This is a genomic window from Tabrizicola sp., assembly GCF_022842145.1.
In the GTDB taxonomy this organism is placed as follows: Bacteria; Pseudomonadota; Alphaproteobacteria; order Rhodobacterales; family Rhodobacteraceae; genus Tabrizicola.
In genome coordinates this window covers 117164-143127 of sequence record NZ_JALHQD010000009.1, presented here as the reverse complement: position 1 = coordinate 143127, position 25964 = coordinate 117164, and the positions used below count along the sequence as shown (strand labels likewise).

Genomic DNA, 25964 nt, shown 5'->3' with positions numbered 1-25964 from the left:
GCCTGCGGAGGTTGGAGAACAGGCATGGGTGCGGCCGAACGGATCAGCGAACTTCACATGTCCGGGGCTACGGCCCGGGCTCCCCGCCGCACCTTTGCCGTCGGGGCTTCGCTCTTGCGCGAAGGCGTGGTCACCCCGGACGAGATGCTGACCGCGCTGGCCCACCAGGGACGCGAATCCGGGCGTTTGCCGGATGTGCTGCGCGCTCGTGGCCTGGTCGTGGAACGCGACCTCCTCGGCGTCGATGCCCGGAACTGGGGCCTCCGGCTTGTGGATCTGGGCGCCGCCCTGCCCGACCCTCGGCTGATCGACGCCGTCGGCGTGCAGGACTGCCTGCGCCACGGTCTTGTGCCCTGGCAGAAGGTCGGCGACCTCACCATCGTTGCCACGTCCCTTCCCGAGGAATTTCGCCGCGTCCGCCCGATGCTGGAAGCCCGCCTTGGACCGGTTGCCGCCGGGATCGCGTCCTCCCGCGCTATCCTTGGTGCCATTCACGCCCGGCGTGGCGACCTCCTGGCCCGTGCCGCCGAAAACCGCGTCGCACCCGCCGAAAGCTGCCGCTCTTGGCCGCGCCTGCACCAGTCGCCCCGCGCGATGGCGGCGCTTGGTCTGGCCTTCGCCGCCCTTGCCCTGGCACCCCTTGCCACCGGCCTTGCCGCGCTTGGCTTCGCCATCTTCTCGCTGGCCTGTCTCGCCGTTTTGAAGATCGCCGCCACCGTCGCCGCCCTCCGCGCGCCGCGTCCAGGCCCGCAACCCGCCTCGGACGCCATCCCCACGGTCGTTTCGATCATCGTGGCCCTTTACCGTGAGGCTGACATCGCCCCCCGCCTGGTCCGCCGCCTTGCGCGCCTCGACTACCCGGTGGAGCTTCTGGATGTCATCCTTGCGGTCGAGGCCGAGGATCACATCACCCTCGACGCCCTTGCCAACGCCGAACTTCCGCCCTGGATGCGGGTGGTCGTCGTGCCGGAAGGCCAGGTCAAGACCAAGCCGCGCGCCCTCAATCATGCGCTTGACCACGCCCGGGGCGCCATCATCGGGGTCTATGACGCCGAGGACGCTCCCGAACCAGACCAGCTCAACAAGGTGGTCGAACGCTTCCAGCGTTCCGGCCCCGAGGTGGCTTGCCTGCAAGGCGTCCTGGACTACTACAACCCGCGCACCAACTGGTTAAGCCGCTGTTTCACCATCGAATATGCTGGCTGGTTCCGCCTCGTCCTTCCCGGCCTCGCCCGCTTGGGCCTTGTCGTCCCCCTGGGCGGCACAACGCTTTTCTTCCGGCGCGAGGTGCTGGACCGCCTTGGCGCGTGGGACGCCCACAACGTGACCGAGGATGCCGATCTTGGCATCCGCCTCGCCCGCCACGGCTACCGGACCGAGCTTATCGACACCGTCACGCTGGAAGAGGCGAACTGCCGCCCGATGCCCTGGATCAAGCAGCGCTCGCGCTGGATCAAGGGCTACATGATGACCTGGGCGGTCCACATGCGCGAACCTCGCCTGCTGTGGCAGCAACTGGGACCACGCGGGTTCATGGGCTTCCAGATCCTTTTCCTGGGGACCATCGCGCAGTTCCTGATGGCGCCCCTGTTGTGGTCCTTCCTGCTTCTCCCGTTCGGCTTCTACCACCCGCTTTACGCGGCTCTGCCCGTCGTCGCCGTCTGGGCCATCGCCGGGGTCTTCTTTGTGTCCGAGGCCGCGAACATCTTTGTCGGCGCGCTTGGCCTTGGCCGCACCAGGCACGACTTCAGCCCGCTTTGGGTGCTGACATTGAAGGTCTATTACCCGCTCGCCTCGCTGGCGGCCTACAAGGGGCTGCTGGAACTGGCGACGCGGCCCTTCTACTGGGACAAGACCACGCATGGCCTTTTCGACCATGCCGAAACCAAGGATTGACCGCGCCGGGGTTGGACGCCCCCCGAAGATTTAACGCATCCGCAGCTCGCCCGCATCGACGCGCAGGCGCGTCTCGAAAGCCTGGCTGATGTGCGACCTCAGTGCCTGATAGGCCGCTTCACCATCCCCCGCCTCGATCGCGACCACGATCTGCGCATGTTCGTCCAGCGCAACCTCATCCCGCCCTTCGGCCGCAAAAGAGGTGTTTGCCATCAGCGCCATGCTGCGATGCACCAGGTCCAGCTGCTGGACCAGAAAGCGGTTGTGGCTGGCCAGGTGGATCTGCTTGTGAAAGCGCTTGTTCGCCCGGGACAAAGCCCGCGGGTCGCCGCCCAAAAGTGCGCGGTCCTCGGCCACCATGCTTTTCAAGACCCGCACTTCCTCGGGCGTCGCATGGCGCGCGGCCAGCCGGGCCGCCAGCCCCTCAAGCTCGGTTCGGACCGCATAAAGCTCGGCCAGCTGGTTGTGGTCCAGCGACGCCACGATCAGGCTTCGCCCGTCGCGGGTCAGCATCGACTGCGTCTCCAGCCGCTGCAGCGCCTCGCGCACGGGGGTCCGGCTCACGCCCAGCCGCTCGGCCAGCTCGCTTTCGACCAGCCGGTCACCAGGTTTGTAGACCCCGGCCTCGATCGCTTCCATGATCAGCGTATAGGCGTCTTTCTGCACATCCCGTCCCTTCCCCTTGCGCGGCGGACCATAAGCCGCACGCCCCCCCGCGATCAACCCTTCCCAACGCAACCACCCTGCCCTACATCGAACCCCATGCCGAAACAGGATTTCACCCACGTGACCACCTGGGTCTTCGACCTGGACAACACGCTGTACCCGCCCGAGATGCGGCTTTTCGACCAGATCGAGGTGCGGATGACCGACTGGGTCATGCAGGCCCTCAAGGTCGACCGCGCCCGCGCCGACCATCTTCGCGCCTATTACTGGCAGACCTACGGCACCACGCTGGCGGGCCTCATGCGCGAACATGACGTCGATCCCGGCCCCTACCTGACAGACGTGCACGACATCGACTTCTCGGTCCTGTCTCCGGATCCAAGCCTCGCACAAAGCATCACAAGGCTGCCCGGCCGCAAGATCGTCTACACCAACGGCTGCGCCCCCTATGCCGAGAAAGTCCTTGCCGCACGCGGACTTGCCGGTCTTTTCGACAGCATCTACGGCGTCGAACATGCCGAGTTCCACCCCAAACCCGACGCCCAGGCCTTCGCCACGGTCTTCGGCAAGGACGGCCTGGATCCGACGACCGGGGCGATGTTCGAGGATGATGCCCGCAACCTCGCCGTCCCCCACGCCCTTGGCATGCGCACGGTCCACGTCGCCCCCGCGCCGGAACCGGCCGACCACATCCACCACCACACCGGGGACCTCGCCGCCTTCCTCGCGCGTCTGGTGGAGTGACACTCCGCCACATCAAACCTGCAGCGCGTCGCCCTAGATAACCGGTATCGTGAAGTTTCAGGACGCCGCAATGACCCTTGCCTCCACCAATGCCCCCAGCGCCTTCGGCCGCTTTGCGCGCGCCACTCCCATCGTCGGCCAGGTGATCCGCGACGTCGAGCGCGACACCAGCAGCATCTACTACCTTCTCGTCATCTTCCTGACCGCCGTGGTGCTGGGCATCCAGACCTTTGGCCTGCCTGCCCTGGTCCTGACCGCGCTGGCCCTCGTCCCGGTGATGTTCGTCCTGTTGGTCCTGATCGCCCGGCCATAGCGCATCGACCCTGAGGCACCCTGTCCTCTGGCCCCCCGCGCCGCTGCGCCATATGCTCCTGGACGGAGGACCGACATGCGTGAAACCACCGATATCCTGATCTCCGGCGGCGGCGTTGCCGGGCTGACTGCGGCCTGTGCCTTTGGCTCGGCCGGGTTCCGCGTGGTCTGCGTCGACCCCACGCCTCCGATCACCGCAGGCGACGCGGAGGGCGCTGACCTGCGCACCACGGCCTTCCTGCAACCCTCGATCCGGGTCCTGAAGGCCGCCGGCCTGTGGTCCCGCCTTGAACCCCATGCCGCACCGCTACAGGTCATGCGGATCATCGATGCTGGCGGAGAGACACCGGAGGCACGGCTGGTCAAGGACTTCGACGCCGCCGACATCTCGGACGCGCCCTTCGGCTGGAACCTGCCCAACTGGCTGCTCCGTCGCGAGATGGTCGCCCGGCTTTCCGAACTGCCCAACGTCAGCTTCCGTCCCGGCATCGGCTTTGCCCGCATGCTGCCCCGCGATGCCGAGGCGCTGGTAACGCTCTCAGACGGAAGCCAGGTCGCGACCAAGCTGGTGATCGGAGCCGACGGCCGCACCTCCCCGGTTCGCGAGGCGCTTGGCATCGCCACAAAGACCACGCGCTATGGCCAGAAGGCGCTTGCCTTCGCAGTCACCCACGACATCCCCCACGGCAACGTCTCGACCGAGGTCCACCGTTCCGGCGGTCCTTTCACCCTCGTGCCGCTTCCCGACCGGGACGGTCGACCGGCATCTGCCGTCGTCTGGATGGAAAGCGGTCCCGAAGTGGCTCGCCTTGCCAGTCTGCCTGTGGCGGAGTTCGAGGCCGAGATGACTGCCCGTTCCTCCGGCATCCTCGGGCCACTGACTTTGATCAGCCGGCGTTCTATCTGGCCGATCATCAGCCAGATCGCCAAGCGCCTGTCCGGCCCCCGCACGGTCCTGATGGCCGAAGCCGCCCATGTCATGCCCCCCATCGGCGCGCAGGGTCTGAACATGTCGCTTGCCGACCTCGCGGCCCTCTTGGACCTTGCACAGACCCACCGCGCCGATCCCGGTGTGCTGGCGGTCACCGAAGCCTTTCACCGCAGCAGGCACCTTGAAGTCCAGGCGCGCGTGACCGGGATCGACCTTTTGAACCGCGCCTCGATGGCCGAGGCACCGATCCTGCGCGACCTCCGCGCCAAGGCGCTGGAGGCGCTTTACTCCGCTCGCCCCGTTCGCCAGACCCTCATGCGGGCGGGGCTTGGCGCGGGCCGGAAATCTTCTACGACATCGCACGACTGAAGTTTCGTGCATTTTTGCACAATGCACTCTCAAGATCACGACGCGGCCATGAACGCTGAAACATGTGAGCGTGAACCCTGCATTTCCACGCGGATTCCCGGTGAAAATGCTGCGCCGCGTCATGCAAGACCCACGTGAGTTCAAATCGCCGAGACGGCACGCGATCAACCCGTGATTTCCCTTTTCCTTCGCGTCACCCCAATTCTCCCTTACCGCCCCACGGTGGGGCAGGACGCAAGAAACCAAAGGATTACAAGATGAAAAGCTTCGTTCTCGCAACCGCTCTCGTTGCCGTCTCCGCCTTCTCGGCCATGGCTCAGCAATCCGCTCCGGTCGCGCTGTCGTCGTCGATCCAGTCGCAGATCCTGAACTGGGTGCCCGATGCCGACCTGTCGAACCTGACCAACTCGCAGTATGCCCGCATCGTCACGCTGTTCTCCAAGTCGGAAAACCTCCGTGCAGGCGAAGATCCCGCTGGCCAGGTCAAAGTCATCCTGAACGCCCAGTAATGACCACTGCGGACACCATGATGTCCGAAACGCACAGGCCGGAGAACTCCCCTCCGGCCTGTGTTGGCGTCAAAGCACCGCGTCGACCGCCTGCTTCAGCCGTTCGACAGTCGCGTCGACATCCTTCAGCTTGTCCAGCCCGAACAGGCCCAGCCGGAAGGTCCTGAACTCCGGCCCCTCGCCAACCTGCAGCGGAACCCCCGCCGCGATCTGCAAACCTTCGGCTCGGAACTTCGACCCGTTCTGGATATCCGGATCGGCAGTGTAGCTGACCACCACCCCCGGTGCCTGGAAGCCTTCTGCCGCCACCGACGGCACCCCTTTTGCAGCCAGCATCCCCCGCACCGCGCGTCCCAACGCCCACTGCGCAGCCTTCGCGGCTTCGAACCCCAGTCCCTTGGTCTCCAGCATGGCATCGCGGAACCCGATGATCGCGTCCGTCGGCATCGTCGCGTGATAGGCATGGCCGCCGCCTTCATAGGCCACCATGATCGCGCGCCATTTCTTCAGGTCCAAGGCAAAGGAATTGCTGCTGGTTGCCGCTAGCCGCTCTTCTGCCAGCGGGCTTAGCACGACCACCCCGGCAGAGGGCGAAGCGGACCATCCCTTTTGCGGCGCCGAGATCAGCACATCCACCCCGGTCGCACCCATGTCGACCCAGATGCAGCCGGACGCGATGCAATCCAGCACCATCAGGGCGCCCACTTCATGCGCGGCCGCCGCCATCTGTGCGATGTAATCATCGGGCAGGATGATCCCCGCGCTGGTTTCCACGTGAGGTGCGAACACCGCCTCGGGCTTCACCTCGCGGATCTTCGCCACCACCTCGTCGATCGGCGGCGGAGCATAAGGCGCGCGGGAATCGTTCCCGGTCTGCCGGGCCATCACCACCACGGTCTCGCCGGCGAAACCACCAGCCTCGAAGATCTGGGTCCAGCGGTAGCTGAACCAGCCGTTCCGCACGATCAGCACGCGACCCGTGCCGAACTGCCGCGCCACGGCCTCCATCGCGTAGGTCCCGCCCCCTGGCACCAGCGCCACGGCCGAGCCCTTGTAGACCTCTTTCAACAGGCCCGAGACATCGCGCATCACCGCCTGGAACTGCGCAGACATGTGGTTGAGCGAACGGTCGGTAAAGACGACCGAGAATTCCTGCAACCCGTCCGGGTCGATATGCGCATGCGGCAAGTTCATGTAGGCCTCCCTTTTCACCCGAAGCCTAACGCCTGCCAACGCGCACTGCCAGCCCGTAGGGTGGGCGATATCGCCCACCCTACGATCCTAGCCCAAGGGGCCCGGCCGGCGCTCCTCGGTCAGAAGGACGTTGGCCTCGACGTTCCCCACCCCCGGCAAGGTCATGATCCGCCGCCGCAGCACCCGCTCGAAGTCGGAGATGTCGCGGGCCACCACCCGCAGGCGATAGTCAAACAGCCCCAGCACGTGCTGCACCACCTGCACCTCGGGGATCGCCTGCACCGCGCGCTCGAAGTCCTCAAGGCTGACCCGCCCCTTCGTCGCAAGCTTCACCCCCAGAAACACCGTGACCCCGAAGCCCAGCTTCTCGCGGTCCACGTCGATGACGAGGCCTTTCAGCACCCCCGCCTCCTCCAGCCGCCGCACCCGCCGCCAGGCGGCAGGCTGGGACAGGCCCAACCTCCGGCCAAGCTCGCCCGCCGAAACGGTGCCGTCGGCGGACAGCACCCGCAGAATTTCCCGGTCGGTGTCGTCAAGGTCGACCGCACCCTTCACAGTGGCAGCCCCACGGTCTCCTTGATGGTCGAGACCAGCATCAGCGCCTCGACTTCCGCGATATGCGGCAAGACCAGGATGCGGTCACGGTAGATGCCGGTCCAATGCCCCATGTCGCGCGCGATGACGTTCAGGCGCACATCGACCCGACCCAGGAAGGTTTCGATCGAGATCACTTCGGGCACGCCGCGCGCCGCCGCGATGAACTCGTCGAAGGCGCGCGGGTTGGTCTTGTCCAGCGTGAAGCGCAATGAAACCTCGACCTCATACCCCAGTGCCCTCCAGTCGATCAGCGCGCCCTCGCTGCGGATCACTCCCGCTTCCCGCAGCCGGTCCAGCCTGCGCCAAAGCGTTGCCCCGGTGACCCCGGCGCGGTCAGCCAACACCGCCCGCTCCAGCCCCGGTTCGGCCAGCCACTGCCGCAGGATACGACGGTCAGTGTCATCAATCTGCATGATTCATCCAGCGTTATTGATATTCAAGAATGATCTTTCGCATAACCCGCCCAAAACGTCAAAGAATGCACGGTCCCCACTGCAGAAATCCCTACTTTGCCCGCATCATCACCAAGGAGGACGCCAAATGCGCGTTTACTACGACCGCGACTGCGATGTGAACCTGATCAAGGACAAGAAAGTCGCCATCCTCGGCTACGGCAGCCAGGGCCACGCCCATGCGCTGAACCTGCGCGATTCGGGTGCGAAGAACGTCGTCGTCGCGCTGCGTCCGGGCTCGGCCTCGGCCAAGAAGTGCGAAGCCGAGGGCCTGAAGGTCATGGACATCGCCGAGGCCGCCAAGTGGTGCGACCTCATCATGTTCACAATGCCCGACGAGCTGCAGGCCGAGACCTACAAGAAGTACGTCCACGACAACCTGCGCGAAGGCTCTGCCATCGCCTTCGCCCACGGCCTGAACGTGCACTTCGGCCTGATCGAGCCGAAAAAGGGCGTCGACGTCATCATGATGGCCCCGAAAGGCCCCGGCCACACCGTGCGCGGCGAATACACCAAGGGCGGCGGCGTGCCCTGCCTCGTCGCGGTCCACCAGGACGCGACCGGCAAGGCGATGGAAATCGGCCTCTCATATTGCTCCGCCATCGGTGGCGGGCGCTCGGGCATCATCGAGACCAACTTCCGTCAGGAATGCGAAACCGACCTCTTCGGTGAGCAGGCCGTACTTTGCGGTGGCCTCGTGGAACTGATCCGCATGGGCTTCGAGACCCTCGTGGAAGCCGGCTACGAACCCGAAATGGCCTATTTCGAGTGCCTGCACGAAGTTAAGCTGATCGTGGACCTGATCTACGAAGGCGGCATCGCCAACATGAACTACTCGATCTCGAACACGGCCGAGTATGGCGAATATGTCTCCGGCCCGCGCATCCTGCCTTACGCCGAGACCAAGGCCCGGATGAAAGAGGTTCTGACCGACATCCAGACCGGCAAGTTCGTCCGTGACTTCATGCAGGAAAACGCCGTAGGCCAGCCCTTCTTCAAAGCGACCCGCCGGATCAACGACGAGCACCAGATCGAACAGGTCGGCGAAAAGCTGCGCGCCATGATGCCCTGGATCTCAAAGGGCAAGATGGTCGACCGCGCCCGCAACTAAGCCTGCTACCCGAATACCGAAAGGGCGCCCCAGCGGGCGCCCTTTTTCTTACGGCTCGTCGCGCCGCAGCGGCATCTGCCGTGGCACCGTCACCGCCACCCGCACCGGCTGCATTTGCCCACGCTGGAACTGCATGCGCTCCTCCAGCGGCACCAGGAACGCCACGCCACCGTACTTGCCATCCTTCGCCAGTGTGGACACCGGCGCATTCGGGTCGCGCATCCGCTCCTTGGTCCGCTCCTTGCTGATCAGCGCCAGGACCGCCACGGCCAGAAGAGTGAACAGCGACAGGAAGAGCACGATTCCTCCATCGAACATCCTTGCCTCCTAAGTCAAAGGGCACCCCACGGCGCCATCGAAGGACCAACCGCCTCGGCCCACCCAGGTTCCCTGACCAGCGTTTTCCTTTGTATTCCCGCCCTGCCTTTGGCACCTTTGCGCCGACAAGGCACAGGGGGCAGGATGCGGGACCAAGACTTGGCATTGCGGGTCGCACCTGGCCTCACACCAGGGTGCTACACCTGATGGCCACCGTCCTCATCCTGATGCCCACCTCCGGCCAGGTCCACACACCGGCCATGCTCAGCCTCATCGGCCTCACTCAGGCGATGGCCCGCCGCAAGGTCGCCTTCGCGATGAAGACCTGGGAATGGTCCGACCTCGTCATCTCGCGCAATTACCTCATGTCCTGTTTTCTGGCGGAGAAGCAGTTCACCCATGCGCTTCTCCTGGACAGCGACATGAGCTATCCGGCCCAGCTTTTCTTCGACCTCCTCGACTTCGACGCCGATTTCACCGCGGCCCCCTACCCCCAGCGTCAGATGCGCTGGCAGGCCTTCCGCGGCCTCATCGAAGCCGAAGCGGCAAAGCCCGAGGCCGAGCGTGCCTCGACCGCCGACCTCCTCGCCCGGTCACTGCGCTACAACGTGGCCGAAGTGTACGACGCGGGGAGTCCCTGGCCCCGGGTGGTCCGCGACGGCTTTCGCAAGGTCCCCGGCGTCGGCACCGGCTTTCTCCTCCTCCGCCGCGCGGTGCCCGAGGGTATGGTGGCGGCGGGCATTGCGAAACCCGTCCCCGGCTTCAACGGTCCCGGCTACCCCGGTGCGGATTTCCACGATTTCTTCAGCCACCTGCGCGGGCGCGACGGCGCGGTGATGCATGGCGAGGACACCTCGTTCTGCCGCCGCTGGATCGAAGGCTGCAACGGCGAGATCTGGTGCCACGAGACCGCGAAGATCACCCACCACGGCAGCCTTGCCTATCCAGGTGACTATGGGCTTGCCGCGAAAAGCGGAAAACCGGTCTGAACCGCACTCCAAGCCGGGCGCCTCCAGCATTGGTGTTTCCCGGTGTCCCGGAATGTGTCAGTCTTTCCGCAGTCGGCTGCCGGGGCCATCGGGGATAAGCTGTCTTGAGTTTGCTTTCGCGGTTTTCCCTCCTATCGGCGCCTGTGCTGCAACGTCTGATCGGCCCTGGCACGCCAGAGGTCGAGGTCCTTCAGCCAGCCGAAACCGTCGCCGTCCGCCCGCCCGCGTACCTGCCAGACATGCTCGACCGCGTGACCGGAACCGACGAGCATTCCACCATCGCCTATCACATGCAGGTGGCGCAGGAAGTGACGGTGACCCACGTCCCGGTGCTTCGGAAGCTCTGGCGCAACGCGCTGGTGCGGCGGCGCGGTTTTGCCACGTTGCGCAGGCACGAACGCTATGGCCAGGGCTTCGGCCTTGCGGACGTGGCAGCCACGATGCGGCAGGAAGCGATCCTGCGCTATTGCCACAGCGGGATCAGTTGGCGCTATTTCGGCCACTGGCTGACCGATTCCATTCCCACAGCGCTGATCGAACCCGGAACCGGCGCGCTGTGGATGCCGCATGATCCAAGCTGGTCCCATGCCCCCGGCTACCTGGACGCGCTTTCGCTGCCGGCCCTGCCGGATCATCCTGTCTTGGCCAAAGAGCTTGTCACCTACCAGGACTTCGGTCAGGGCAGCCACAAGGTCGCGCGCTACAACCGGATCCGCGACCAGCTGCAGGCCCGCTTCGGCAGTCCGGGGGAAACGGCTGTCTACCTGCGCCGCGGTTGGACCGGGGCGCCACGCTGGATCGCGAACGAGGATGCCCTGGTCGAAGTCCTGCTGGCCCGGAACTGGCAGGTGATCGACATCGCCGGCACCTCGGTCGAGACGCTGCAGCGCGCGCTTTGTCCCGCAAGGATCGTGGTCAGCATCGACGGCAGTCACCTCGATCACGCGCATCTGTCGCTCCGTCCCAAAAGCAGGATGGTCGTCCTGGTGCCGCAGGACCGCTTCACCCTGCGCCAGGTCGGGCTATCACGAGCGCATGAGGTGGCCCCAGGCTTCGTGGTGCTGAGAGGCTCGGTCGAGGCGGGGTATCACGCTGAACTAGACGAAATCCTGCGCACGCTGGACTTTGCAGACTCGGGGGCTTGATCACGTGTCATTCAGCCTGACCGGACCGAGCCCTTGCCAGGCGTCCAGACCCAGAATTCCCAACGCTCACCCATCAAATCGGCTTCTTGGCCCGCTCTGCCAGCTCGCAGCTTGGCCGGATTGGCAAACAGGGTAAGGCCGGGCGCTAGAAGGGCCGCACTCAGTCGCCCGCGCCCCACGCAGCGCCGACATTGCTTCGGCGGGCCAGAGTTGTCGCGTCCGCAGGCCTCAGCCCCGGGTACAGAACTAACGGTTTCCTCCGTGGTCGGCCAGGCTCAGACCGCAGCCTCCACGGCCCCGACGATCTCGTCGACCACCGCCACCAGCAGCGCCTCGTCCTCGCACTCCGCCATCACCCGGATCAGCGGTTCGGTCCCTGATTTCCGGATCAGGATGCGCCCCAACCCCTCGATCCGCTGCTCGGACGCCCGGATCACCTCCTGCACCGAAGCCATCTCCAGCGGCTTTGCCCCGGCCGTGAACCTGACGTTCTTCAAAAGCTGCGGCACAGTCTCGAAGGACCGCGTCAGTTCCGATGCAGGTCGCCCGGTCCGCACCATCTCGGCCAGGAACTGCAGCCCCGCGACAAGCCCGTCCCCGGTGGTCGCATAGTCGGTCATCACGATGTGCCCCGACTGCTCGCCTCCGAGGTTGAACCCGCCCTCCCGCATCCGTTCGACGACGTAGCGGTCCCCCACCGCCGTCCGCTCCAGCCGCAGCCCGCGCCCCGACAGGAACCGCTCCAGCCCCAGGTTCGACATCACAGTCGCGACCAGGGCACCGCCTGAAAGCCGCCCCTCCTCGGCCCAGCGTGCCGCCAGTAGCGCCATGATCTGATCCCCGTCCGCGACCCGGCCTGCCTCGTCCAGGATCATGATCCGGTCGGCGTCGCCGTCGAGGCTGATCCCGACATGCGCCCCATGCGCCACCACCGCCTCGGCCGCCGTCTCGGTATGGGTCGACCCGCAGCGGTCGTTGATGTTGGTCCCGTTCGGGTGGACACCGACCGGGATCACCTCGGCGCCAAGTTCCCACAAGACCTCCGGCGCCGCCCGGTAGGCCGCCCCGTTCGCGCAGTCGATCACCACCTTCAGCCCGTCCAGCCGCAGGCCGTTCGGGAAGCTCGTCTTGACGAACTCCTGATATCGCCCCCGCCCGTCCTCGATCCGCTTTGCGCGACCGATGTTTTCCGGCTTGGCTGGCTGGATCTCGCCTTCGACCATCGCCTCGATCTCGGCTTCCGCGGCATCCGACAGCTTGAACCCATCCGGCCCGAAGAACTTGATCCCGTTGTCCTGGTGCGGGTTGTGCGAGGCCGAGATCATCACCCCCACATCCGCCCGCATCGACCGCGTGAGGTAGCCTACCGCAGGGGTCGGCACCGGACCCAGAAGCAGCACGTTCATCCCCGTGGAGCAGAACCCCGCCGTCAGTGCGTTCTCCAGCATGTAGCCCGACAGCCGCGTGTCCTTGCCGATCACCACCCGGTGCGCCGCCGACCCATCCCGCCGGAAATACCGCCCCGCCGCCGCGCCCAGCTTCAGCGCAAGTTCTGCCGTCATCGGCCAGCTATTCGCCCGCCCCCGGACGCCATCGGTGCCAAACAGCTTGCGGGTCATTGGTCGCTCTCCAGATGTTCGGTGTTCATCGCCTGCCACAGTCGCAAGGCCTGCCGCGTCTCGGCCACGTCATGCACGCGGGTGATCTGCACCCCCTGCGCCACCCCGGCCAGCGCCGTGGCGATGGACCCCGGCGCGCGGTCCTCGGGCCGGTCGGCACCGCCGATGGACCCGATGAACCGCTTGCGCGAGGTCCCCAGCAGGATCGGACAACCCAGGCCGTGGAACAGGGACAGCCCCCGCAGCAAGGCGAGGTTGTGCGACTGGTTCTTCCCGAAACCGATGCCGGGGTCCAGCACGATCCGCGCCCGGTCGATCCCCAGAGCCTCGGCCCGGCCCAGCCGCGCCGCCAGCGCGTCATAGACGTCCAGCAGAACGTCGGCATAAAGCGGGTTGTCCTGCATCGTCGCGGGCACGCCTTGCGCATGCATCAGCACGACCGGAGCCGCCATGCGCGCCACCAGCGGCCCAAGCGTCGGGTCAAAGTCGAAGGCGGAGACGTCGTTGACGATGGTCGCGCCCGCCTGAAGCGCAGCCTCGGCCACCACCGCCTTCCGGGTGTCAATCGAGATCGGAGCGTCAAGGCCGCCCTCGCGCAGGGCGCGGATGACCGGGACCGTGCGGGCGATTTCTTCCGCCACCGGCACCTCGACCGCGCCCGGCCGGGTGCTTTCCCCGCCGACGTCGATGATCTCGGCCGCTCCGGCCATCGCCCGGGCCTGCGCCACGGCGGCCTCGGCCCCGAAGAACCGCCCGCCGTCCGAGAAACTGTCCGGGGTCACGTTCAGGATGCCCATCAGACGTGGTCGGTCCACCGTCAGACCCGCAAACGCGGGGCGCGGCGCGGTCAGCCGGTGCAGGACCCCTGCGGGGACCTCGGAAGCCGGGATCATCCGGCTGGCGGCCGCGCGCGACAGAACCTCGACCCGGTCGAACCAGCACCAGCCTCCCGCCAGCGTCAGCGCGCCCGCAGCCCGGGCCGGATCGGTCATTGCTATCGGACGAAAGTATTCCATGCCCCCCGGAGTGGCCGATGGACCGCCGCTTTTCAAGGGGGAAGCATCAGCCCCGGCGCACCGGAACGCGGCTTCCTGCCGGGACTGCAACGTCGCCGTGAACAACCAGCGCCTGCGCCGACATTGTTTCCGCCAGCCACAAGGCAAGGCTGACCGGCTCGGACCCCTTGGGGCCGTCCACGGCGTCCAGTACCAGCTTCGACGGGGCCCAGACCACCGACTGCCCCCGCTTGATCGCCCAGTCGATCTCCGTCCGCGTCGCCACCACCACGCAGCGCGGGTCGCGGGCGGCCAGGGTCCAGGCGTTCTGCTCCATCGCCAGCAGGTCGACCCGGCGCTGGGTCGGCTTGTGCCCTGTGACGGGCCGGGGCAGGTCAGGCAGGCCGACGGCCAGGATCAGCGGCAAGCCTTCGGCCAACAGCTGATCCAGCCGCGCCGACAGATCGGAGGCTTGGATCGTCCGGTTGTCCAGATACACGACAAGCGGATGCACCGCCTCCATCCCCTCGTCCCCGGCCTTCTGGACCGGGCGTTCGGCACGGGAGCGGACGATCTCCACCCCCAAGGCATAGGGGCCGATGTCCAGCTTCTCGATCCGCACGAAGACCCGCATCGCAGCGGGCTCGGCCAGGACGCGCTCGGCCAGCCGTTCGGCCAAGGTCTCCAGCAGGTTCAGCCGCTCGGCGGCGAGCTCGGCGTCGATCGCCTCGGTGATGCGGTCGTAAGACAGGATGCGGTCGACGTCATCCTCCAAGGGCTCGGTCACCGGGCGCACCTCGACCACCACGTTGAAGCGCAGGCGCTGCTTGTGGCCGCGTTCCTTCTGGAAGGCGCCGATGTCAGCCTCGACCACGTGGTCGCGCAGGCTGATGCGGTCACGCGGCGCAGCGCCCGCCGACGCTTCGGCCCGATCCTCGGGATGGGCGAAGGCAAGCTCGATGTCGGACATGGTCATGGGCGCCTCCGCTATTCGGCCCCTCATACCATGCAGCGCGCGACGGCCAAGCGAGAAGGCGTCACCGAACGCACGATACCCGACATCACCCCCGGCTGCCGGGCTGTCGGTAGAAGAGATGCGCACCGATGACCGTGGTCTTGGCAAAGCGCTTCGACCAGCTGGGCCGGACGGCGCGGGTGTGGAAATGCGTGGCTCCGTCGGTCAGGACCCGCGGGGCCCCGTCCAGCATCGCCCGCGCAATCCGGCCCGCCCGGTCGGCAGACACCTTGTCGCGCATCCGGTCGGCCCGCCCGTCACAGACATACGAGAACTGACAGCCCCCACCGCCACGCTGGCGGACGACGCCACAGACGGAGCCGGGGTACAGCCGGCTGTCCACCCGGTTCAGGATCACTTCGGCCACGGCAACCTGCCCGTCCAGGCTTTCGCCGCGCGCTTCGAAGTAAAGCGCTTCGGTCAGGCAGGTCCACTCCTCGTCGCCCGTGGGCACGGGGCGGGACATCAGCCATTCTTCGGTAATGCCATCGGTCATGGCGATGGCGGGTAGCGGGCCGTTCAGCTCCGGCTGGGGCAGGCGCTGCAGGTCGGGGGTAGCGGCGGCTGTCTGGAAGCCGAACATGCTGGCCGGCCAGCTGCCGTCGGCCGCTGCAGTCGTGGCCGCCAGGGCCATCGCCAGCGCGAGGGTCGCAAGGTCGCGTTTCATCTGCTCATCCGTCTTTGGTTTCAGGCGGCGTAAGCCCCGCCCTTGCAAGCAGCAGGCGACCTAGGTGAACTGTTCCAGAGGGTCCACCGCTGTTGCGCAAATGCCACGCTAATCGGCGGCGCATAAGCGACATCTCGCCGAAAAAGCGGTGATTCCCTCAAGAATCCGTTGTAATTAACTGATTTTAAACGAGTTTCGCCCTATCGTTGAGCGCAAGGTGCGCCGCCGCCAGCCGGGCCATCGGCACCCGGTAGGGCGAACAGGACACATAATCGAACCCCGCCTGACGGCAAAAGTCGATGGATTCCGGGTTGCCGCCATGCTCGCCACAGATGGAAAGTGTAAGGTCGCTCCGTGTCTTGCGGCCCCGCTCGGCCCCGATAAGCAGCAGTTCGCCCACTCCGTCGATGTCCAGGATGTGGAACGGGTCTTCCGGGAAAACGCCAAGCCGGACATAGGTGTTCATGAAGCGGCCCGCGTCATCGCGACTCAACCCGTAGGTCATCTGGGTCAGGTCGTTGGTCCCGAAGGACAGGAACGCCGCGTGCTGCGCGATCTCCCCCGCCCGCAAGGCCGCCCGGGGGGTTTCGACCATCACGCCCAGCTTGTAGTCGAAGTCGGCCCCGGCCTTGGTGCGCACCATCGCTGCCACCGCGTCGATGCGGGTCTTGACCAGCTCGACCTCGCGCCGCGCGCTGACCAGCGGGATCATGATCTCGGGCACCACGGGGGCCCCCCGCCGCGCGCTTTCCAGCGTTGCCTCGAAGATGGCTTGAGCCTGCATGTCGTAGATTTCCGGCAGGACCACGCCAAGCCTGACGCCGCGCATCCCCAGCATCGGGTTCACCTCGGTCAGCGCCTCGGCGCGGCGGGTGACTTCCGAAAGCGGACGATCCAAGGCTTCCGCCAGATCCCGCAACCCCTCGCGGTCCGAAGGCAGGAATTCGTGCAAGGGCGGGTCGAAAAGCCGGATGCAGACCGGCAATCCCTGCATGATTTCAAAGAGCTGCACAAAGTCCGCGCGCTGCATCGGCAGCAGCCGCGCCAGCGCCGCGGCCCGATCACCGGGGGTGTCGGCGAAGATCATCTCGCGCATCACCACCAGACGGTCTTCATCGAAGAACATGTGCTCGGTCCGGCACAACCCGATCCCCTCGGCCTCGAACTTCCGCGCCGTTTCGGCGTCGGCGGGGGTGTCGGCATTCGCGCGCACCCCGATGTCGCGCACCTCGTCGGCCCAGCTCAGCAAGCGGCGAAAGCTGTCGTCCAGCGCCGGAGGCAGCATCTCGGCCGCGCCGGCCAGCGCCTCGCCCTTGGTGCCGTCCAGCGTCACCACGTCACCCTCGCGGAAGACGCGCCCGTCGGCCGTGGTCAGCTTCTTGTCCCGCGTCTCCAGCCGAAGTTCGGACGCGCCCACGACGCAAGGCAGGCCCAACCCGCGCGCGATCACCGCCGCGTGGCTGGTCATCCCGCCCCGCTCGGTCAGCACTGCCGCCGCCGAGTGCATGCCCCGGATATCCTCGGGCGCCGTCTCGCGCCGCACCAGGATGCAGGCCTCGCCCCGCGCCGCAGCCGCCTGCGCGGCCGAGGACGAGAACACCAGTATTCCCGTCGCCGCCCCGGGCGAGGCCGCGATCCCCCGGGCAATCACATCGCGCGCCCCGCGCGGATCGACCTGATGGTGCAGAAGTTCCGACAGCGCGCGCGGCTCCACCCGCAGCACCGCCTCATTCCGCGGGATCACCCCGTCCTCGGCCAGCGCCACCGCGATCCGCAGCCCCGCTCGGGCCGACCGCTGTACCTTGACCGCATCCAGCACGGCCAGACGCCCATCCTCGATGGTGAACTCGACCTGCATCTCCTCGCGCAGCCGCGCGCGGCACGTGGCGCCATAATCGACGAGCGTCGCAAAGATCTCGGGCGCCACATCCTCCAGCGACGGCCCTCGTGGGTCGCGCGTCAGGTACAACGCCTCGGTCGTCTTCAGCGCGTCGCGGCCCTGGCTTTGCCCCAGATAGCGCCCCGTGATCTGGCGTTGGCCGGTCACCGGATCAACGAACTGGATCACGCCCGAGCCCGAAATCCCCTGCCCGATCCCCTGCGCCATCTCCTGCACGACCAGTCCCAGCGCCGCCACCTCCGGCGCGCCCTTGGCCTGGCGCAGTAGCCGGGCCGAGGTCCCCTCCCAGGCCCGCGCCATGCTGCGCAAGACCTCGGAAAGCTGGCGGGCCGGGTCCTCGGGGAACGGGGCCTCGGTCTCGATCTCGTACTGCCGCAACGCCTCGCGCAGGGCACCGGGTCCCGGCTTCAGACCGTCGAAGACATCGGGGTCCAGCCGCGCCACGTGGATCGCATAGGCCTGCACAAAGCGCAGGAACAGCGCATCCGCCGCCGCCTCGCCATGCGTCTCGGCCAGCCGGGCGTGGCGCTTGGCGTTCAAGCCGATGTTCAGGATCGTGGACGGGCCGCCCCAATCCGGGTTCGCCGGGCTGGGGCGCACGCTGATCAGCGGGCCGTCGCCGAAATGGTCAAGGATTCCAGCCGCATCCACCCCGTGCCCCGCCGCGATGGACCGGACGGTAGTGGCGGGCAGTGCCACGGATTTCGGCACCGGCAGGTCAAGCCGCACCAGCCGCTGCAGGCACTTGGCCCGCCAGCCGTGGCTTGCGGTCGCGATCTGCGCACTGGGCGTGATCTGCGCGAATTCCGCGATGGGGTCGTGTTTCTGCACCGCAGCACCTTTTTGTTCAGGTGCAGAATACGCCGAAACCCCTGTCAATCAAGCGTGACATGTCAGTCCGGTGACAAATCTTTGGGCGCTATCAGCCTTCGATGCGCGTCAGATCGGCAACGCCGGAACAGATCGCCCGGATGCGGTGCAGAAGGTTGAGCCGGTTCCGCCGGACGATGGCGTTGTCCGAGTTCACCTGGACCGTGGTGAAGAAGGCATCTATCGGCGCGCGAAGGGCGGCCATCGCAGCCATCGCGGTGCCGAAGTCCTCTTGCGCCATCGCCGGAGCAATCGCCGCCTCGGCCTGGTCCAGCGCCGCGAACAGCGCCCGCTCCTCGTCGGTTTCCGCGAACTTCGGGTCTGCCCCGAACGAGTATTCGACCCCGTCCTTCGCCTCGGCCTGGCTCAGGATGTTGGCCGCCCGCTTGTAGCCCTGGATCAGGTTCGCCCCGTCCTCGGTCTTCATCACCGCCGCCAGCGCCTCGGCCCGTTTCACGAGGAGCGTCAGGTCGTCGTTCCCCGGCATGGCAAGGCAGGCGTCGATGATGTCGTGCCGGATGCCCTGGTCCTTGAGGTAGACCTTGAGGCGGTCGTGGAAGAAGGAGAGGAGGTCTACCGCGTTCGTCGAAACCATTCTTCCGTCAGATTCAGTCAATGCCGTGCCGGTTGCGGAGGCATAGTCGCCACCGTGTTTTCTAGCTTCCGCAGCGTGCCTCTCAGCAGCTTCGGCAAGAACGCGATTCAGGTGCCCGTCAAATAGTACCACCAGACTTGACCTCACCCCATTCCCCAGCACCAACCGGATCACCCCCAGCGCCGCCCGCCGCAGCGCGTAGGGATCCTTCGACCCCGTCGGTTTCTCGTCAATCGCCCAGAAGCCGGCCAGCGTGTCGATCTTGTCGGCCAGCGCCACGGCGACCGAGACCGGCTCGGTCGGGACGGAGTCACTCTCCCCCTTCGGCCGCCAGTGGTCGCGAGCGGCATCGGCGATGGACGCCTTCTCCCCGGCCTCCAGCGCATAGTAGCGGCCCATGACGCCCTGCAGTTCCGGGAACTCCCCCACCATCGCCGACCGCAGGTCCAGCTTGGCAATCCGCGCGGCGCGTTCGGTGTCGTCGGCATCGGCCCCGACCAGCGGCGCAATCTCCCGCGCCAGCGCAGCGATCCGCTCGATCCGCTCCGCCTGCGAGCCCAGCTTCGCCTGGAAGGTCACCGACTTCAGCCCCTCCACCCACTCGCCCATGCCTGCCTTGGCGACGCGCAAGTCGTTCTCCCAGAAAAACTTCGCGTCCGACAGGCGGGCGGCCAGGACCTTCTGGTTCCCCTTCAGGATCACCTCGCCGCCATCCGCCGCCTCGATGTTGGCGACGGTCACAAAACCCTCGATCCGCCCGGTCTTCGGATTCCGGACCGAAAAGAACTTCTGGTGTTCCTTCATGCTGGTCTGCAGGACTTCGGGCGGCAGGCTCAGGAAGGCCTCGCCGATCCGGCCCATCAACGGAACCGGCCATTCTACCAGCCCCGCGACCTCGGCCAGCAAACCGGGGTCCGCGACCACTTCCATGCCCGAGGCGAAGGCCAGGTTCTGCGCGCCCTGCCAGATCGCGGCCTCGCGCTCGGCGGAATCCAGCACCACCTTGGCGCGCTTCAGCTTCACGGCATAGTCGTCGAACCCGTTCACCACGAACCGCCCGTTGCCCATGAACCGATGCCCCTCGGTCACGTTGCCCGCAACGATCCCGTCCACCGTCAGCGGCACGACATGCGCGCCGGTCTCATCCGACAGGAGGCAGACGATCGACTGCAACGGCCGCACCCAGCGCAAGGTCCCCGAGCCCCAGCGCATCGACTTCGGCCAGGGGAAGGTGCGGATCACCGCTTCCAGCACCTCGGCCACGATCTCGGAGGCCTGACGGCCGGGCTTTTCCACGACGGCGTAAAAGGTCTCGCCCTTCTTGTCCGCGCGCCGTTCCAGTTGCTCCGGCGTCAGACCGGTGGACCGCAGGAACCCCTCGACCGCCTGCGCCGGGGCCGACACGGACGGCCCCTTCCGCTCTTCCCGCACCGGGCGGCTCTCACCGGTCAGTCCCTCGACCGAAAGCACCAGCCGCCGGGGCGTGGAAAACGCGCCCGCCGAGGCATAGGTCAGCCCCGCCTCGACCAGCCCGTCGGTCACCAGCCTGCGCAGGTCCTCGCGGGCGCGAGCCTGCATCCGGGCCGGGATTTCCTCGGAGAAGAGTTCGATCAGAAGGTCGGGCATTTCAGGTTCCTAGATCCAGTCGAGGTTCACGCGGGCGGGCGGATAGGCGGCGGCGATGGCAGCGCGAAGATCGGCAAAGCGCGGGCGCAGGTCCTTGAACTTGTGCTCATGGGTTTCGGCGACGGTCAGCTGGATATGATCGAAAAGGCGGGCGTCCAGCATCGCCTCAAGCAGGTCCAGCTCGGCGCCCTCGATGTCCATCTTGATGAAGGCGATCCGGTCCTGCGCGTCCAGAAGCCCGCGCAGAAAGGCCGGGAAGTCGATCATCGGCACGTCGATCCCCTCGCCTTCCGCGATGTTGTGGCCCCCCGCAACGACGGTGCTTTTCACCGACGCAAAGTCCGGGTTGTCGTCCCAGTTTGCCGCCCGCATCAGCCGCACGGTCCCGGCCTCCACCCCCACCGCCGCCGAATGCAACGTCACGTTCGACGCCGTGGCAAAGCGATCCTGCAGGTGGGCCAGATTATAGGGATCGGGCTCGAAGGCATGAACCGTCGCACCCGACGACGCCAGCACCTCGGTCACGTCGCCCCGGTTCGCGCCGCAGTCCACCGCCACATCCCCCGGCCGCAACATCGACACGACGCCAGCCAGCAGCCCCTCGGCCCGCGCATGGCGCAGGTCGCGCTTGTGACGGCGCTTCAGCTTCCTCAGGGCGTCCTCGGCCTCGGCCATGCTCACTCCGCGAGGTTGCCGTTCAGCTGGTGCCAGGCGAAGGCGCGCCCGTCGGGGAAAACGGCGACGACCCGGTCGACGCCGGGATGGATCTCGGGCTCGGACAGGAAGGCCAGCGCCTCGCCGCTTTCCAGCGCCTGCCCGATGGCCTGCGCGTCAAAGCAGTCAAAGCCGCGCGGGGCGACCAGCGGCTCGGCCTTAGGGTAGTCGCGGTAGGTTTCGGTCAGCATCGCCAACGACAGGGGCGTGGTGAAGCAGGCGCGGAACTTGATGGGAGAGCTGACCGCGTCGATCCCCTCGACCCCCTCGACCACGATGGCCTCGGGCTGGTCGCCGGTCAGCGGCACCAGCCGGATTTCCGCGCCGGGCTGGAAGGCCACGGGTTCATAAAATGCGCGTTCGGCGGTGTACCACAGGAAAGCGCCAGCGGCGGCTGCGACGATCAAGATGACCCCCACGATGATCTTGCCAGCATTCACTGATCCGCCCCCGCTTCGGTCTGGCGGAAAGCATCGGCGCATTGCTTTGCCAAGGCCCGCACCCGACCGATATAGGCCTGCCGTTCGGTGACCGAGATCACGCCCCGGGCGTCGAGAAGGTTGAACAGGTGGCTGGCCTTGATCGTCTGGTCATAGGCCGGATGCGCCATGATGATCCGCTTGCCGGATTTCGGGTCCTCGGGCTCGAACGCCAGAAGACGCGCGCATTCCTTTTCTGCCGCCTCGAAGTGCCGAAACAGCATCTCGGTATCCGCCCCGTCGAAGTTGTGGCGGCTGTATTCCTCTTCCGACTGCCGGAAGATGTCGCCGTATTTCAAAGGGATCGGGCTGGCGGGATCGTTGAATGGCATGTCCATCACATGATCGATGCCCATCACGTACATCGCCAGCCGCTCCAGACCATAGGTCAGCTCGCCGGACACGGGCTTGCAGTCATGCCCGCCGACCTGCTGGAAATAGGTGAACTGGCTGACCTCCATCCCGTCGCACCAGACCTCCCAGCCCAGACCCCAGGCGCCCAGCGTCGGGCTTTCCCAGTCGTCCTCGACAAAGCGGATGTCATGGAGGCCAAGGTCGATCCCGATCGCCTGAAGCGAGCCCAGATACAACGCCTGCAGGTCGGGCGGGCTGGGTTTGATGATGACCTGATATTGGTAATAGTGCTGCAGCCGGTTCGGGTTCTCGCCATAGCGCCCGTCCGTGGGGCGGCGGGAGGGCTGCACGTAAGCGGCGGCCCAGGGCTTCGTGCCCAGGCTGCGCAGCGTCGTCGCCGGGTGAAAGGTGCCCGCGCCCACTTCCATGTCATAGGGCTGCAGGACCGCGCAGCCCTGTGCCGCCCAGTAGGACTGCAGCCGCAGGATGATCTCCTGGAAGCTTCGGGGCGTGGAGGGGGCGTCGGACATGGGCGGCCTCTGGCAGGGGCTGGACTGGCGCCTTCCCTATCCACTGGGGGCGAAAGGGTCAATTCCGGAAAGGACCGGCGCAAACGTGACCGGTTTCACCCTTGCCGCCACACGCGCACTGACTAAAGGTGCGCAAAACGCCTTGCGCAGGACCGTCCCATGTTCAGACCCGTTGCCGTGTTGGCCCTTCTTCTGTCCGTTCTGCTGCTGATGCACCCCACAGCAGGCGCGGCCCAGGACGGCGAGGTCTACATTCAGGTCGAGGCGCATCCCGACCGCGCCACGGCAGAAGCCCGTGCCCAGTCCTATGGCGCGCTTTTCCCCGAAACGGCGGGCTTCGATCTGCGTTCGGGCTGGTTCGGCGTCCTGATCGGCCCCTTCCCGCAAGCCGAAGCGGCGGACCTCCTCGCCCAGCTCAAGTCGGAACGGCTGATCCCCTCCGACAGCTTCATCGCCTTTCGCCGCGATCTCCGCGAGCAGTTCTGGCCCGCCGCGGGGACGCCTGCCCCGGCGGCCGTCGATCCCGCGACCGAGACGACGGCCGCCGAGCCTGAGCCCGCGCCCGAGCCTGAGCCCGCCGCCACCCCCGACGAAGACCGCCAGCAGGCCCGCGACGGCGAAGCATTGCTGACCCTGGAAGAACGCCAGGACCTGCAGACCGCGCTGAAATGGTTCGGCTACTACCCCTCGGCCATCGATGGCGCCTTCGGTCCCGGCACCCGCACGTCAATGTCGGCCTGGCAGGACGCACGGGGCTATGAGGCCACCGGCATCCTGACTACACGCCAGCGTCGCGAGCTTCTGGACGCCTGGCAGGGCGAGCTGGCTGCCTACGGCTTTGAACAGGTGGTCGAGACGGAATCCGGTATCACCGTCATCCTGCCCCTCGCTCTGGTCGAGTTCGACCATTACGAGCCGCCCTTCGTCCACTACCGTGCCAAGATCGAGGGCGCTCCGAAGATCGTGCTGATCTCGCAGCCGGGCGATCAGGCCGCACTCAACGGCCTTTACGACGTGCTGCAGACGCTGCAATCCGTACCGCTGGACGGTGTGCGCGACCGCGACGACCGCAGTTTCCGCATCCGCGGCACCTCGGCCCAGCTCGACACCACGGTGTTCGCCGAACTGAACGGCGACCGGATCAAGGGCTGGATGCTGATGTCGACCCCCGGAAACGAACCCCGCGACGCCCGCATTCTGAAGGTGCTGCAGGACAGTTTCTCGCCCGACGGCGAAAAGGTCCTCGATCCCGGAATGGTGGCGATGGACGCCGGCACCAAGGCCGGGCTTCTGGCCGGGCTCGAGGTGCGCAAACCGAAGTTCAGCCGGACGGGTTTCTTCGTGTCGGCCGACGGTATGGTCGCAACCACCGTCGAGGCCGTCGCCCAGTGCGCTCGCGTCACCATCGACCGCACAACGGAGGCCGAGGTTGCGCTCTCGGACGCCTCCACGGGCCTGGCACTCCTGAAACCGCAGGCCCCGCTTGCGCCCCGCGCCGTGGCGGCCCTTGCCAGTGCTTCGACCCGGATCGGTGCGGAAATCACCGTGTCCGGCTATTCCTACGAAGACCGGCTGCCCGCTCCGGTCCTGACCTTCGGCACGTTCGAGGACGCCAAGGGCCTGAACGGCGAGGCCGGTCTTGCCCGCCTGGCGCTGCAAAGCCTGCCCGGCGATGCTGGCGGCGCGGTGCTGGACGGGACCGGCACGGTGGTCGGGATGCTGCTGCCAGCTTCCGCGCAAGGCGGCAAGCAGCTTCCCGCCGGGGTGGCTTTCGCGCTGGCGGGGTCCGAGATCAACCGCCTCCTCACCCAGGCGGGCCTTGCCCCGCAAGCCGCGACCGCAGCCACGCCCCTTGCGCCCGGCGCGCTGGCCGAAACCGCGACCGGGATGACCGCGCTCGTCTCCTGCTGGGACTAGCGCCGCCAGAAGCTGGGCAGCACCAGGACAAGGATCGCCAGCAGGCCGAGACGGCCAAGGATCATGCACAGCGTCATGATCGCGATGGCACCGGGCGGAAAGTCGATGAAGGTGCCGGTGCGTTCCACGAGCGGGCCGAAGCCGTAACCCACGTTGCCCAGCGACGTCCAGACCGCGAACAGCGCCGAAACGGTGTCGACCCCCATCAGCGTCATTCCCACGCTCATCACGCCCAGGATCAGGATGAAACTCGACACGAACAGGATCAGCGCGTTCAGCACGTCCTCTTCGACCGCGCGTCCGTCATAGCGGATCGGATCGACCGTAGACGGATTGCCGATCCTGCGTACCTCACGCTTCATCACCGCCAGAACAAGCTGGACCCGGAACACCGACAGCCCGGCCGCGGATGATCCCGAACAGGCCCCGACGATACCGATCACAAAAGCCACCACCAGCATGAACCCGCCCCAGACCGGGAAACTGCCGGAAAAGAACCCGGTTGAGGACATGATCGACGTCAGGTTGAACAGCGCTTCGCGGAAGATGGGCTCGACCGGGTCGCCGGTCGTCCAGACCCGCCAGACGGTGACGGACAACACCGCATAGGCCAGCCAGCGCAGATAGGCCCGCGCCTGACTGTCCTGCCACAGCGGCAGAGCGCTCCCGTTCACCAGCTGGACATAGCGGATATAGGGCAGGCTGCCGAGGATCATGAACAGCGCCCCGAAATACTCGCCCGCCCCGGCATATTTGTTGAACGACACGTCCGCCGGGAAGAACCCGCCCGTGGCGATGGTCGCAAAGCCGCCGACCACGGCGTCCAGCGTCTCCATCCCGATGGCCGAATAGGTGGCGATGCAGGCCACGGTCAGGGCCGAATAGACGAACAGGAGCTGCCGTGCGATGTCAGTCGCGCGCGGCAGGGCCTTGCCGAAAGTGTCGAACCCTTCGGTCCGGAAGAACTGCATCCCCCCGATCCGCATCAGCGGCAGGAAGATCATCGCGATGAAAGCGATCCCGAGCCCACCCAGCCAGTTCAGCATGCCGCGCCACAGGTTCATCCCCGCCGGCAGGTCCTCAAGCCCATAGATCACCGTCGCCCCGGTTGTCGTGATCCCCGAGACGGCCTCGAAATAGGCATATTGCAGCGACAGCCCCGGCGCCCCGATCCAGAAGGGCAATGCCCCGAAGAAGGGGACCAGGAACCAGATCCCCGCCGTCAGCAGATAGGCCTGCCGCGTGTCCAGCCCCTGCCCCAGCGCGTTGCCGGTCGACAGCGTAAGCGCCGCACCGACGACGCCTGTCAGCGCAGCGCAGGCCAGGAAGTCATAGCCATTCGCCAGCCCCGCCCGCCAGTCGATGATGGCGGGCGCCAGCATCAGGATCGCAAGCACGATCAGGATGCGGCCGATGACGTAGGCGACAGGGCGGAAGTCAACCATGGTCG

The 25964-nt window shown here is 66.6% G+C and carries 24 protein-coding genes; 9 read left to right on the top strand and 15 right to left on the bottom strand.

Annotated elements, in window-relative coordinates:
* Positions 1 to 24: 24 nt before the first annotated feature.
* Positions 25 to 1896, top strand: coding sequence for a glycosyltransferase (locus Q0C42_RS18730; protein ID WP_295079583.1), 1872 nt, complete (start codon positions 25 to 27; stop codon positions 1894 to 1896).
* A gap of 30 nt (positions 1897 to 1926) precedes the next feature.
* Here the strand turns inward: Q0C42_RS18730 and Q0C42_RS18725 are convergent, their stop codons facing one another.
* On the bottom strand, positions 1927 to 2562 hold the full coding sequence (locus Q0C42_RS18725) for a GntR family transcriptional regulator (protein WP_295079580.1): 636 nt from the start codon (positions 2560 to 2562) through the stop codon (positions 1927 to 1929).
* Between the two features lie 96 nt (positions 2563 to 2658).
* Between Q0C42_RS18725 and Q0C42_RS18720 the strand changes: the two genes are divergently transcribed.
* The 4 genes from Q0C42_RS18720 (at position 2659) to Q0C42_RS18705 (ending at position 5427) form a co-directional block, all read left to right on the top strand.
* Positions 2659 to 3306: a pyrimidine 5'-nucleotidase gene (locus Q0C42_RS18720; RefSeq protein ID WP_295079578.1), complete on the top strand. Its 648-nt coding sequence runs from the start codon at positions 2659 to 2661 to the stop codon at positions 3304 to 3306.
* Positions 3307 to 3376: 70 nt separating this feature from the next.
* Positions 3377 to 3619 carry a hypothetical protein gene (locus tag Q0C42_RS18715; protein WP_295079577.1) on the top strand — a complete coding sequence of 81 codons (243 nt, stop codon included), beginning with the start codon at positions 3377 to 3379 and terminating at the stop codon, positions 3617 to 3619.
* A 75-nt stretch (positions 3620 to 3694) separates the two neighbouring features.
* On the top strand, positions 3695 to 4918 hold the full coding sequence (locus tag Q0C42_RS18710) for a UbiH/UbiF family hydroxylase (protein ID WP_295079574.1): 1224 nt from the start codon (positions 3695 to 3697) through the stop codon (positions 4916 to 4918).
* Positions 4919 to 5175: 257 nt separating this feature from the next.
* Positions 5176 to 5427, top strand: a complete 252-nt coding sequence (locus tag Q0C42_RS18705) for a hypothetical protein (RefSeq protein ID WP_295079572.1) — start codon at positions 5176 to 5178, stop codon at positions 5425 to 5427.
* 69 nt (positions 5428 to 5496) lie between these two features.
* On the opposite strand, the gene Q0C42_RS18700 is transcribed toward Q0C42_RS18705, so the two are convergent.
* The 3 genes from Q0C42_RS18700 to Q0C42_RS18690 form a co-directional block, all read right to left on the bottom strand.
* Complete coding sequence (locus Q0C42_RS18700) at positions 5497 to 6621, bottom strand: aminotransferase class V-fold PLP-dependent enzyme (protein ID WP_295079570.1); 1125 nt, start codon at positions 6619 to 6621, stop codon at positions 5497 to 5499.
* An 87-nt stretch (positions 6622 to 6708) separates the two neighbouring features.
* Positions 6709 to 7176 (bottom strand): Lrp/AsnC family transcriptional regulator, encoded by a 468-nt coding sequence (locus tag Q0C42_RS18695; RefSeq protein ID WP_295079567.1) that lies wholly within the window; start codon positions 7174 to 7176, stop codon positions 6709 to 6711.
* A complete protein-coding gene (locus Q0C42_RS18690; protein ID WP_295079564.1) occupies positions 7173 to 7631 on the bottom strand; it encodes an Lrp/AsnC family transcriptional regulator in 459 nt (152 codons plus the stop codon). Before Q0C42_RS18690 ends, Q0C42_RS18695 begins: the two co-directional genes overlap by 4 nt.
* Before the next feature lie 127 nt (positions 7632 to 7758).
* Here Q0C42_RS18690 and ilvC point away from each other — a divergent pair, with 127 nt between their 5' ends.
* The gene (ilvC, locus tag Q0C42_RS18685) at positions 7759 to 8781 is read left to right on the top strand and encodes a ketol-acid reductoisomerase (protein ID WP_295079561.1); all 1023 of its coding nucleotides are present in this window, start codon (positions 7759 to 7761) and stop codon (positions 8779 to 8781) included.
* A 48-nt stretch (positions 8782 to 8829) separates the two neighbouring features.
* On the opposite strand, the gene Q0C42_RS18680 is transcribed toward ilvC, so the two are convergent.
* Positions 8830 to 9099, bottom strand: a complete 270-nt coding sequence (locus Q0C42_RS18680; protein ID WP_295079558.1) for a hypothetical protein — start codon at positions 9097 to 9099, stop codon at positions 8830 to 8832.
* A gap of 206 nt (positions 9100 to 9305) precedes the next feature.
* Here Q0C42_RS18680 and Q0C42_RS18675 point away from each other — a divergent pair, with 206 nt between their 5' ends.
* Entirely contained in the window at positions 9306 to 10088 is a 783-nt protein-coding gene (locus tag Q0C42_RS18675; protein ID WP_295079556.1) for a hypothetical protein, read from the top strand.
* A gap of 143 nt (positions 10089 to 10231) precedes the next feature.
* The gene (locus tag Q0C42_RS18670) at positions 10232 to 11233 is read left to right on the top strand and encodes a glycosyltransferase 61 family protein (RefSeq protein ID WP_295079553.1); all 1002 of its coding nucleotides are present in this window, start codon (positions 10232 to 10234) and stop codon (positions 11231 to 11233) included.
* A gap of 275 nt (positions 11234 to 11508) precedes the next feature.
* Here Q0C42_RS18670 and glmM read toward each other — a convergent pair whose 3' ends face one another.
* From glmM to Q0C42_RS18625, 9 genes are all read right to left on the bottom strand, one after another.
* Positions 11509 to 12852, bottom strand: a complete 1344-nt coding sequence (glmM, locus tag Q0C42_RS18665; protein WP_295079550.1) for a phosphoglucosamine mutase — start codon at positions 12850 to 12852, stop codon at positions 11509 to 11511.
* Positions 12849 to 13868 (bottom strand): dihydropteroate synthase, encoded by a 1020-nt coding sequence (gene folP / locus Q0C42_RS18660; protein WP_295079547.1) that lies wholly within the window; start codon positions 13866 to 13868, stop codon positions 12849 to 12851. The genes glmM and folP overlap by 4 nt, the downstream gene beginning before the upstream one ends.
* 46 nt (positions 13869 to 13914) lie before the next feature.
* Complete coding sequence (locus Q0C42_RS18655; RefSeq protein WP_295079545.1) at positions 13915 to 14823, bottom strand: dihydroneopterin aldolase; 909 nt, start codon at positions 14821 to 14823, stop codon at positions 13915 to 13917.
* A gap of 85 nt (positions 14824 to 14908) precedes the next feature.
* Positions 14909 to 15529, bottom strand: coding sequence for a cell wall hydrolase (locus tag Q0C42_RS18650; protein WP_295079542.1), 621 nt, complete (start codon positions 15527 to 15529; stop codon positions 14909 to 14911).
* Positions 15530 to 15713: 184 nt separating this feature from the next.
* A complete protein-coding gene (locus tag Q0C42_RS18645; protein WP_295079539.1) occupies positions 15714 to 18260 on the bottom strand; it encodes a putative PEP-binding protein in 2547 nt (848 codons plus the stop codon).
* A gap of 91 nt (positions 18261 to 18351) precedes the next feature.
* The gene (gene glyS, locus Q0C42_RS18640; RefSeq protein ID WP_295079535.1) at positions 18352 to 20520 is read right to left on the bottom strand and encodes a glycine--tRNA ligase subunit beta; all 2169 of its coding nucleotides are present in this window, start codon (positions 20518 to 20520) and stop codon (positions 18352 to 18354) included.
* A 9-nt stretch (positions 20521 to 20529) separates the two neighbouring features.
* On the bottom strand, positions 20530 to 21195 hold the full coding sequence (locus Q0C42_RS18635) for an FkbM family methyltransferase (RefSeq protein ID WP_295079532.1): 666 nt from the start codon (positions 21193 to 21195) through the stop codon (positions 20530 to 20532).
* A 2-nt stretch (positions 21196 to 21197) separates the two neighbouring features.
* Positions 21198 to 21716: a DUF6446 family protein gene (locus Q0C42_RS18630; RefSeq protein WP_295079529.1), complete on the bottom strand. Its 519-nt coding sequence runs from the start codon at positions 21714 to 21716 to the stop codon at positions 21198 to 21200.
* On the bottom strand, positions 21671 to 22597 hold the full coding sequence (locus Q0C42_RS18625) for a glycine--tRNA ligase subunit alpha (protein WP_295079527.1): 927 nt from the start codon (positions 22595 to 22597) through the stop codon (positions 21671 to 21673). The genes Q0C42_RS18630 and Q0C42_RS18625 overlap by 46 nt, the downstream gene beginning before the upstream one ends.
* Before the next feature lie 159 nt (positions 22598 to 22756).
* On the opposite strand from Q0C42_RS18625, the gene Q0C42_RS18620 reads away from it, so the two are divergent.
* Positions 22757 to 24514, top strand: coding sequence for a peptidoglycan-binding protein (locus Q0C42_RS18620; RefSeq protein ID WP_295079523.1), 1758 nt, complete (start codon positions 22757 to 22759; stop codon positions 24512 to 24514).
* Here the strand turns inward: Q0C42_RS18620 and Q0C42_RS18615 are convergent.
* The gene (locus Q0C42_RS18615) at positions 24511 to 25959 is read right to left on the bottom strand and encodes a TrkH family potassium uptake protein (RefSeq protein WP_295079520.1); all 1449 of its coding nucleotides are present in this window, start codon (positions 25957 to 25959) and stop codon (positions 24511 to 24513) included. The genes Q0C42_RS18620 and Q0C42_RS18615 overlap by 4 nt on opposite strands.
* Between the last annotated feature and the right edge of the window lie 5 nt (positions 25960 to 25964).

Excerpts from the sequence above, each read along its gene's own strand:
- Q0C42_RS18730 (WP_295079583.1), top strand. The coding sequence starts at position 25 with ATGGGTGCGGCCGAACGGATCAGCGAACTTCACATGTCCGGGGCTACG.
- Q0C42_RS18720 (WP_295079578.1), top strand. The coding sequence starts at position 2,659 with ATGCCGAAACAGGATTTCACCCACGTGACCACCTGGGTCTTCGACCTG.
- Q0C42_RS18715 (WP_295079577.1), top strand. The coding sequence starts at position 3,377 with ATGACCCTTGCCTCCACCAATGCCCCCAGCGCCTTCGGCCGCTTTGCG.
- Q0C42_RS18710 (WP_295079574.1), top strand. The coding sequence starts at position 3,695 with ATGCGTGAAACCACCGATATCCTGATCTCCGGCGGCGGCGTTGCCGGG.
- Q0C42_RS18705 (WP_295079572.1), top strand. The coding sequence starts at position 5,176 with ATGAAAAGCTTCGTTCTCGCAACCGCTCTCGTTGCCGTCTCCGCCTTC.
- Q0C42_RS18700 (WP_295079570.1), bottom strand. The coding sequence starts at position 6,621 with ATGAACTTGCCGCATGCGCATATCGACCCGGACGGGTTGCAGGAATTC.
- Q0C42_RS18690 (WP_295079564.1), bottom strand. The coding sequence starts at position 7,631 with ATGCAGATTGATGACACTGACCGTCGTATCCTGCGGCAGTGGCTGGCC.
- ilvC (WP_295079561.1), top strand. The coding sequence starts at position 7,759 with ATGCGCGTTTACTACGACCGCGACTGCGATGTGAACCTGATCAAGGAC.
- Q0C42_RS18680 (WP_295079558.1), bottom strand. The coding sequence starts at position 9,099 with ATGTTCGATGGAGGAATCGTGCTCTTCCTGTCGCTGTTCACTCTTCTG.
- Q0C42_RS18675 (WP_295079556.1), top strand. The coding sequence starts at position 9,306 with ATGGCCACCGTCCTCATCCTGATGCCCACCTCCGGCCAGGTCCACACA.
- glmM (WP_295079550.1), bottom strand. The coding sequence starts at position 12,852 with ATGACCCGCAAGCTGTTTGGCACCGATGGCGTCCGGGGGCGGGCGAAT.
- folP (WP_295079547.1), bottom strand. The coding sequence starts at position 13,868 with ATGGAATACTTTCGTCCGATAGCAATGACCGATCCGGCCCGGGCTGCG.
- Q0C42_RS18655 (WP_295079545.1), bottom strand. The coding sequence starts at position 14,823 with ATGACCATGTCCGACATCGAGCTTGCCTTCGCCCATCCCGAGGATCGG.
- Q0C42_RS18650 (WP_295079542.1), bottom strand. The coding sequence starts at position 15,529 with ATGAAACGCGACCTTGCGACCCTCGCGCTGGCGATGGCCCTGGCGGCC.
- glyS (WP_295079535.1), bottom strand. The coding sequence starts at position 20,520 with ATGCCCGACCTTCTGATCGAACTCTTCTCCGAGGAAATCCCGGCCCGG.
- Q0C42_RS18635 (WP_295079532.1), bottom strand. The coding sequence starts at position 21,195 with ATGGCCGAGGCCGAGGACGCCCTGAGGAAGCTGAAGCGCCGTCACAAG.
- Q0C42_RS18630 (WP_295079529.1), bottom strand. The coding sequence starts at position 21,716 with ATGCGCCGATGCTTTCCGCCAGACCGAAGCGGGGGCGGATCAGTGAAT.
- Q0C42_RS18625 (WP_295079527.1), bottom strand. The coding sequence starts at position 22,597 with ATGTCCGACGCCCCCTCCACGCCCCGAAGCTTCCAGGAGATCATCCTG.
- Q0C42_RS18620 (WP_295079523.1), top strand. The coding sequence starts at position 22,757 with ATGTTCAGACCCGTTGCCGTGTTGGCCCTTCTTCTGTCCGTTCTGCTG.
- Q0C42_RS18615 (WP_295079520.1), bottom strand. The coding sequence starts at position 25,959 with ATGGTTGACTTCCGCCCTGTCGCCTACGTCATCGGCCGCATCCTGATC.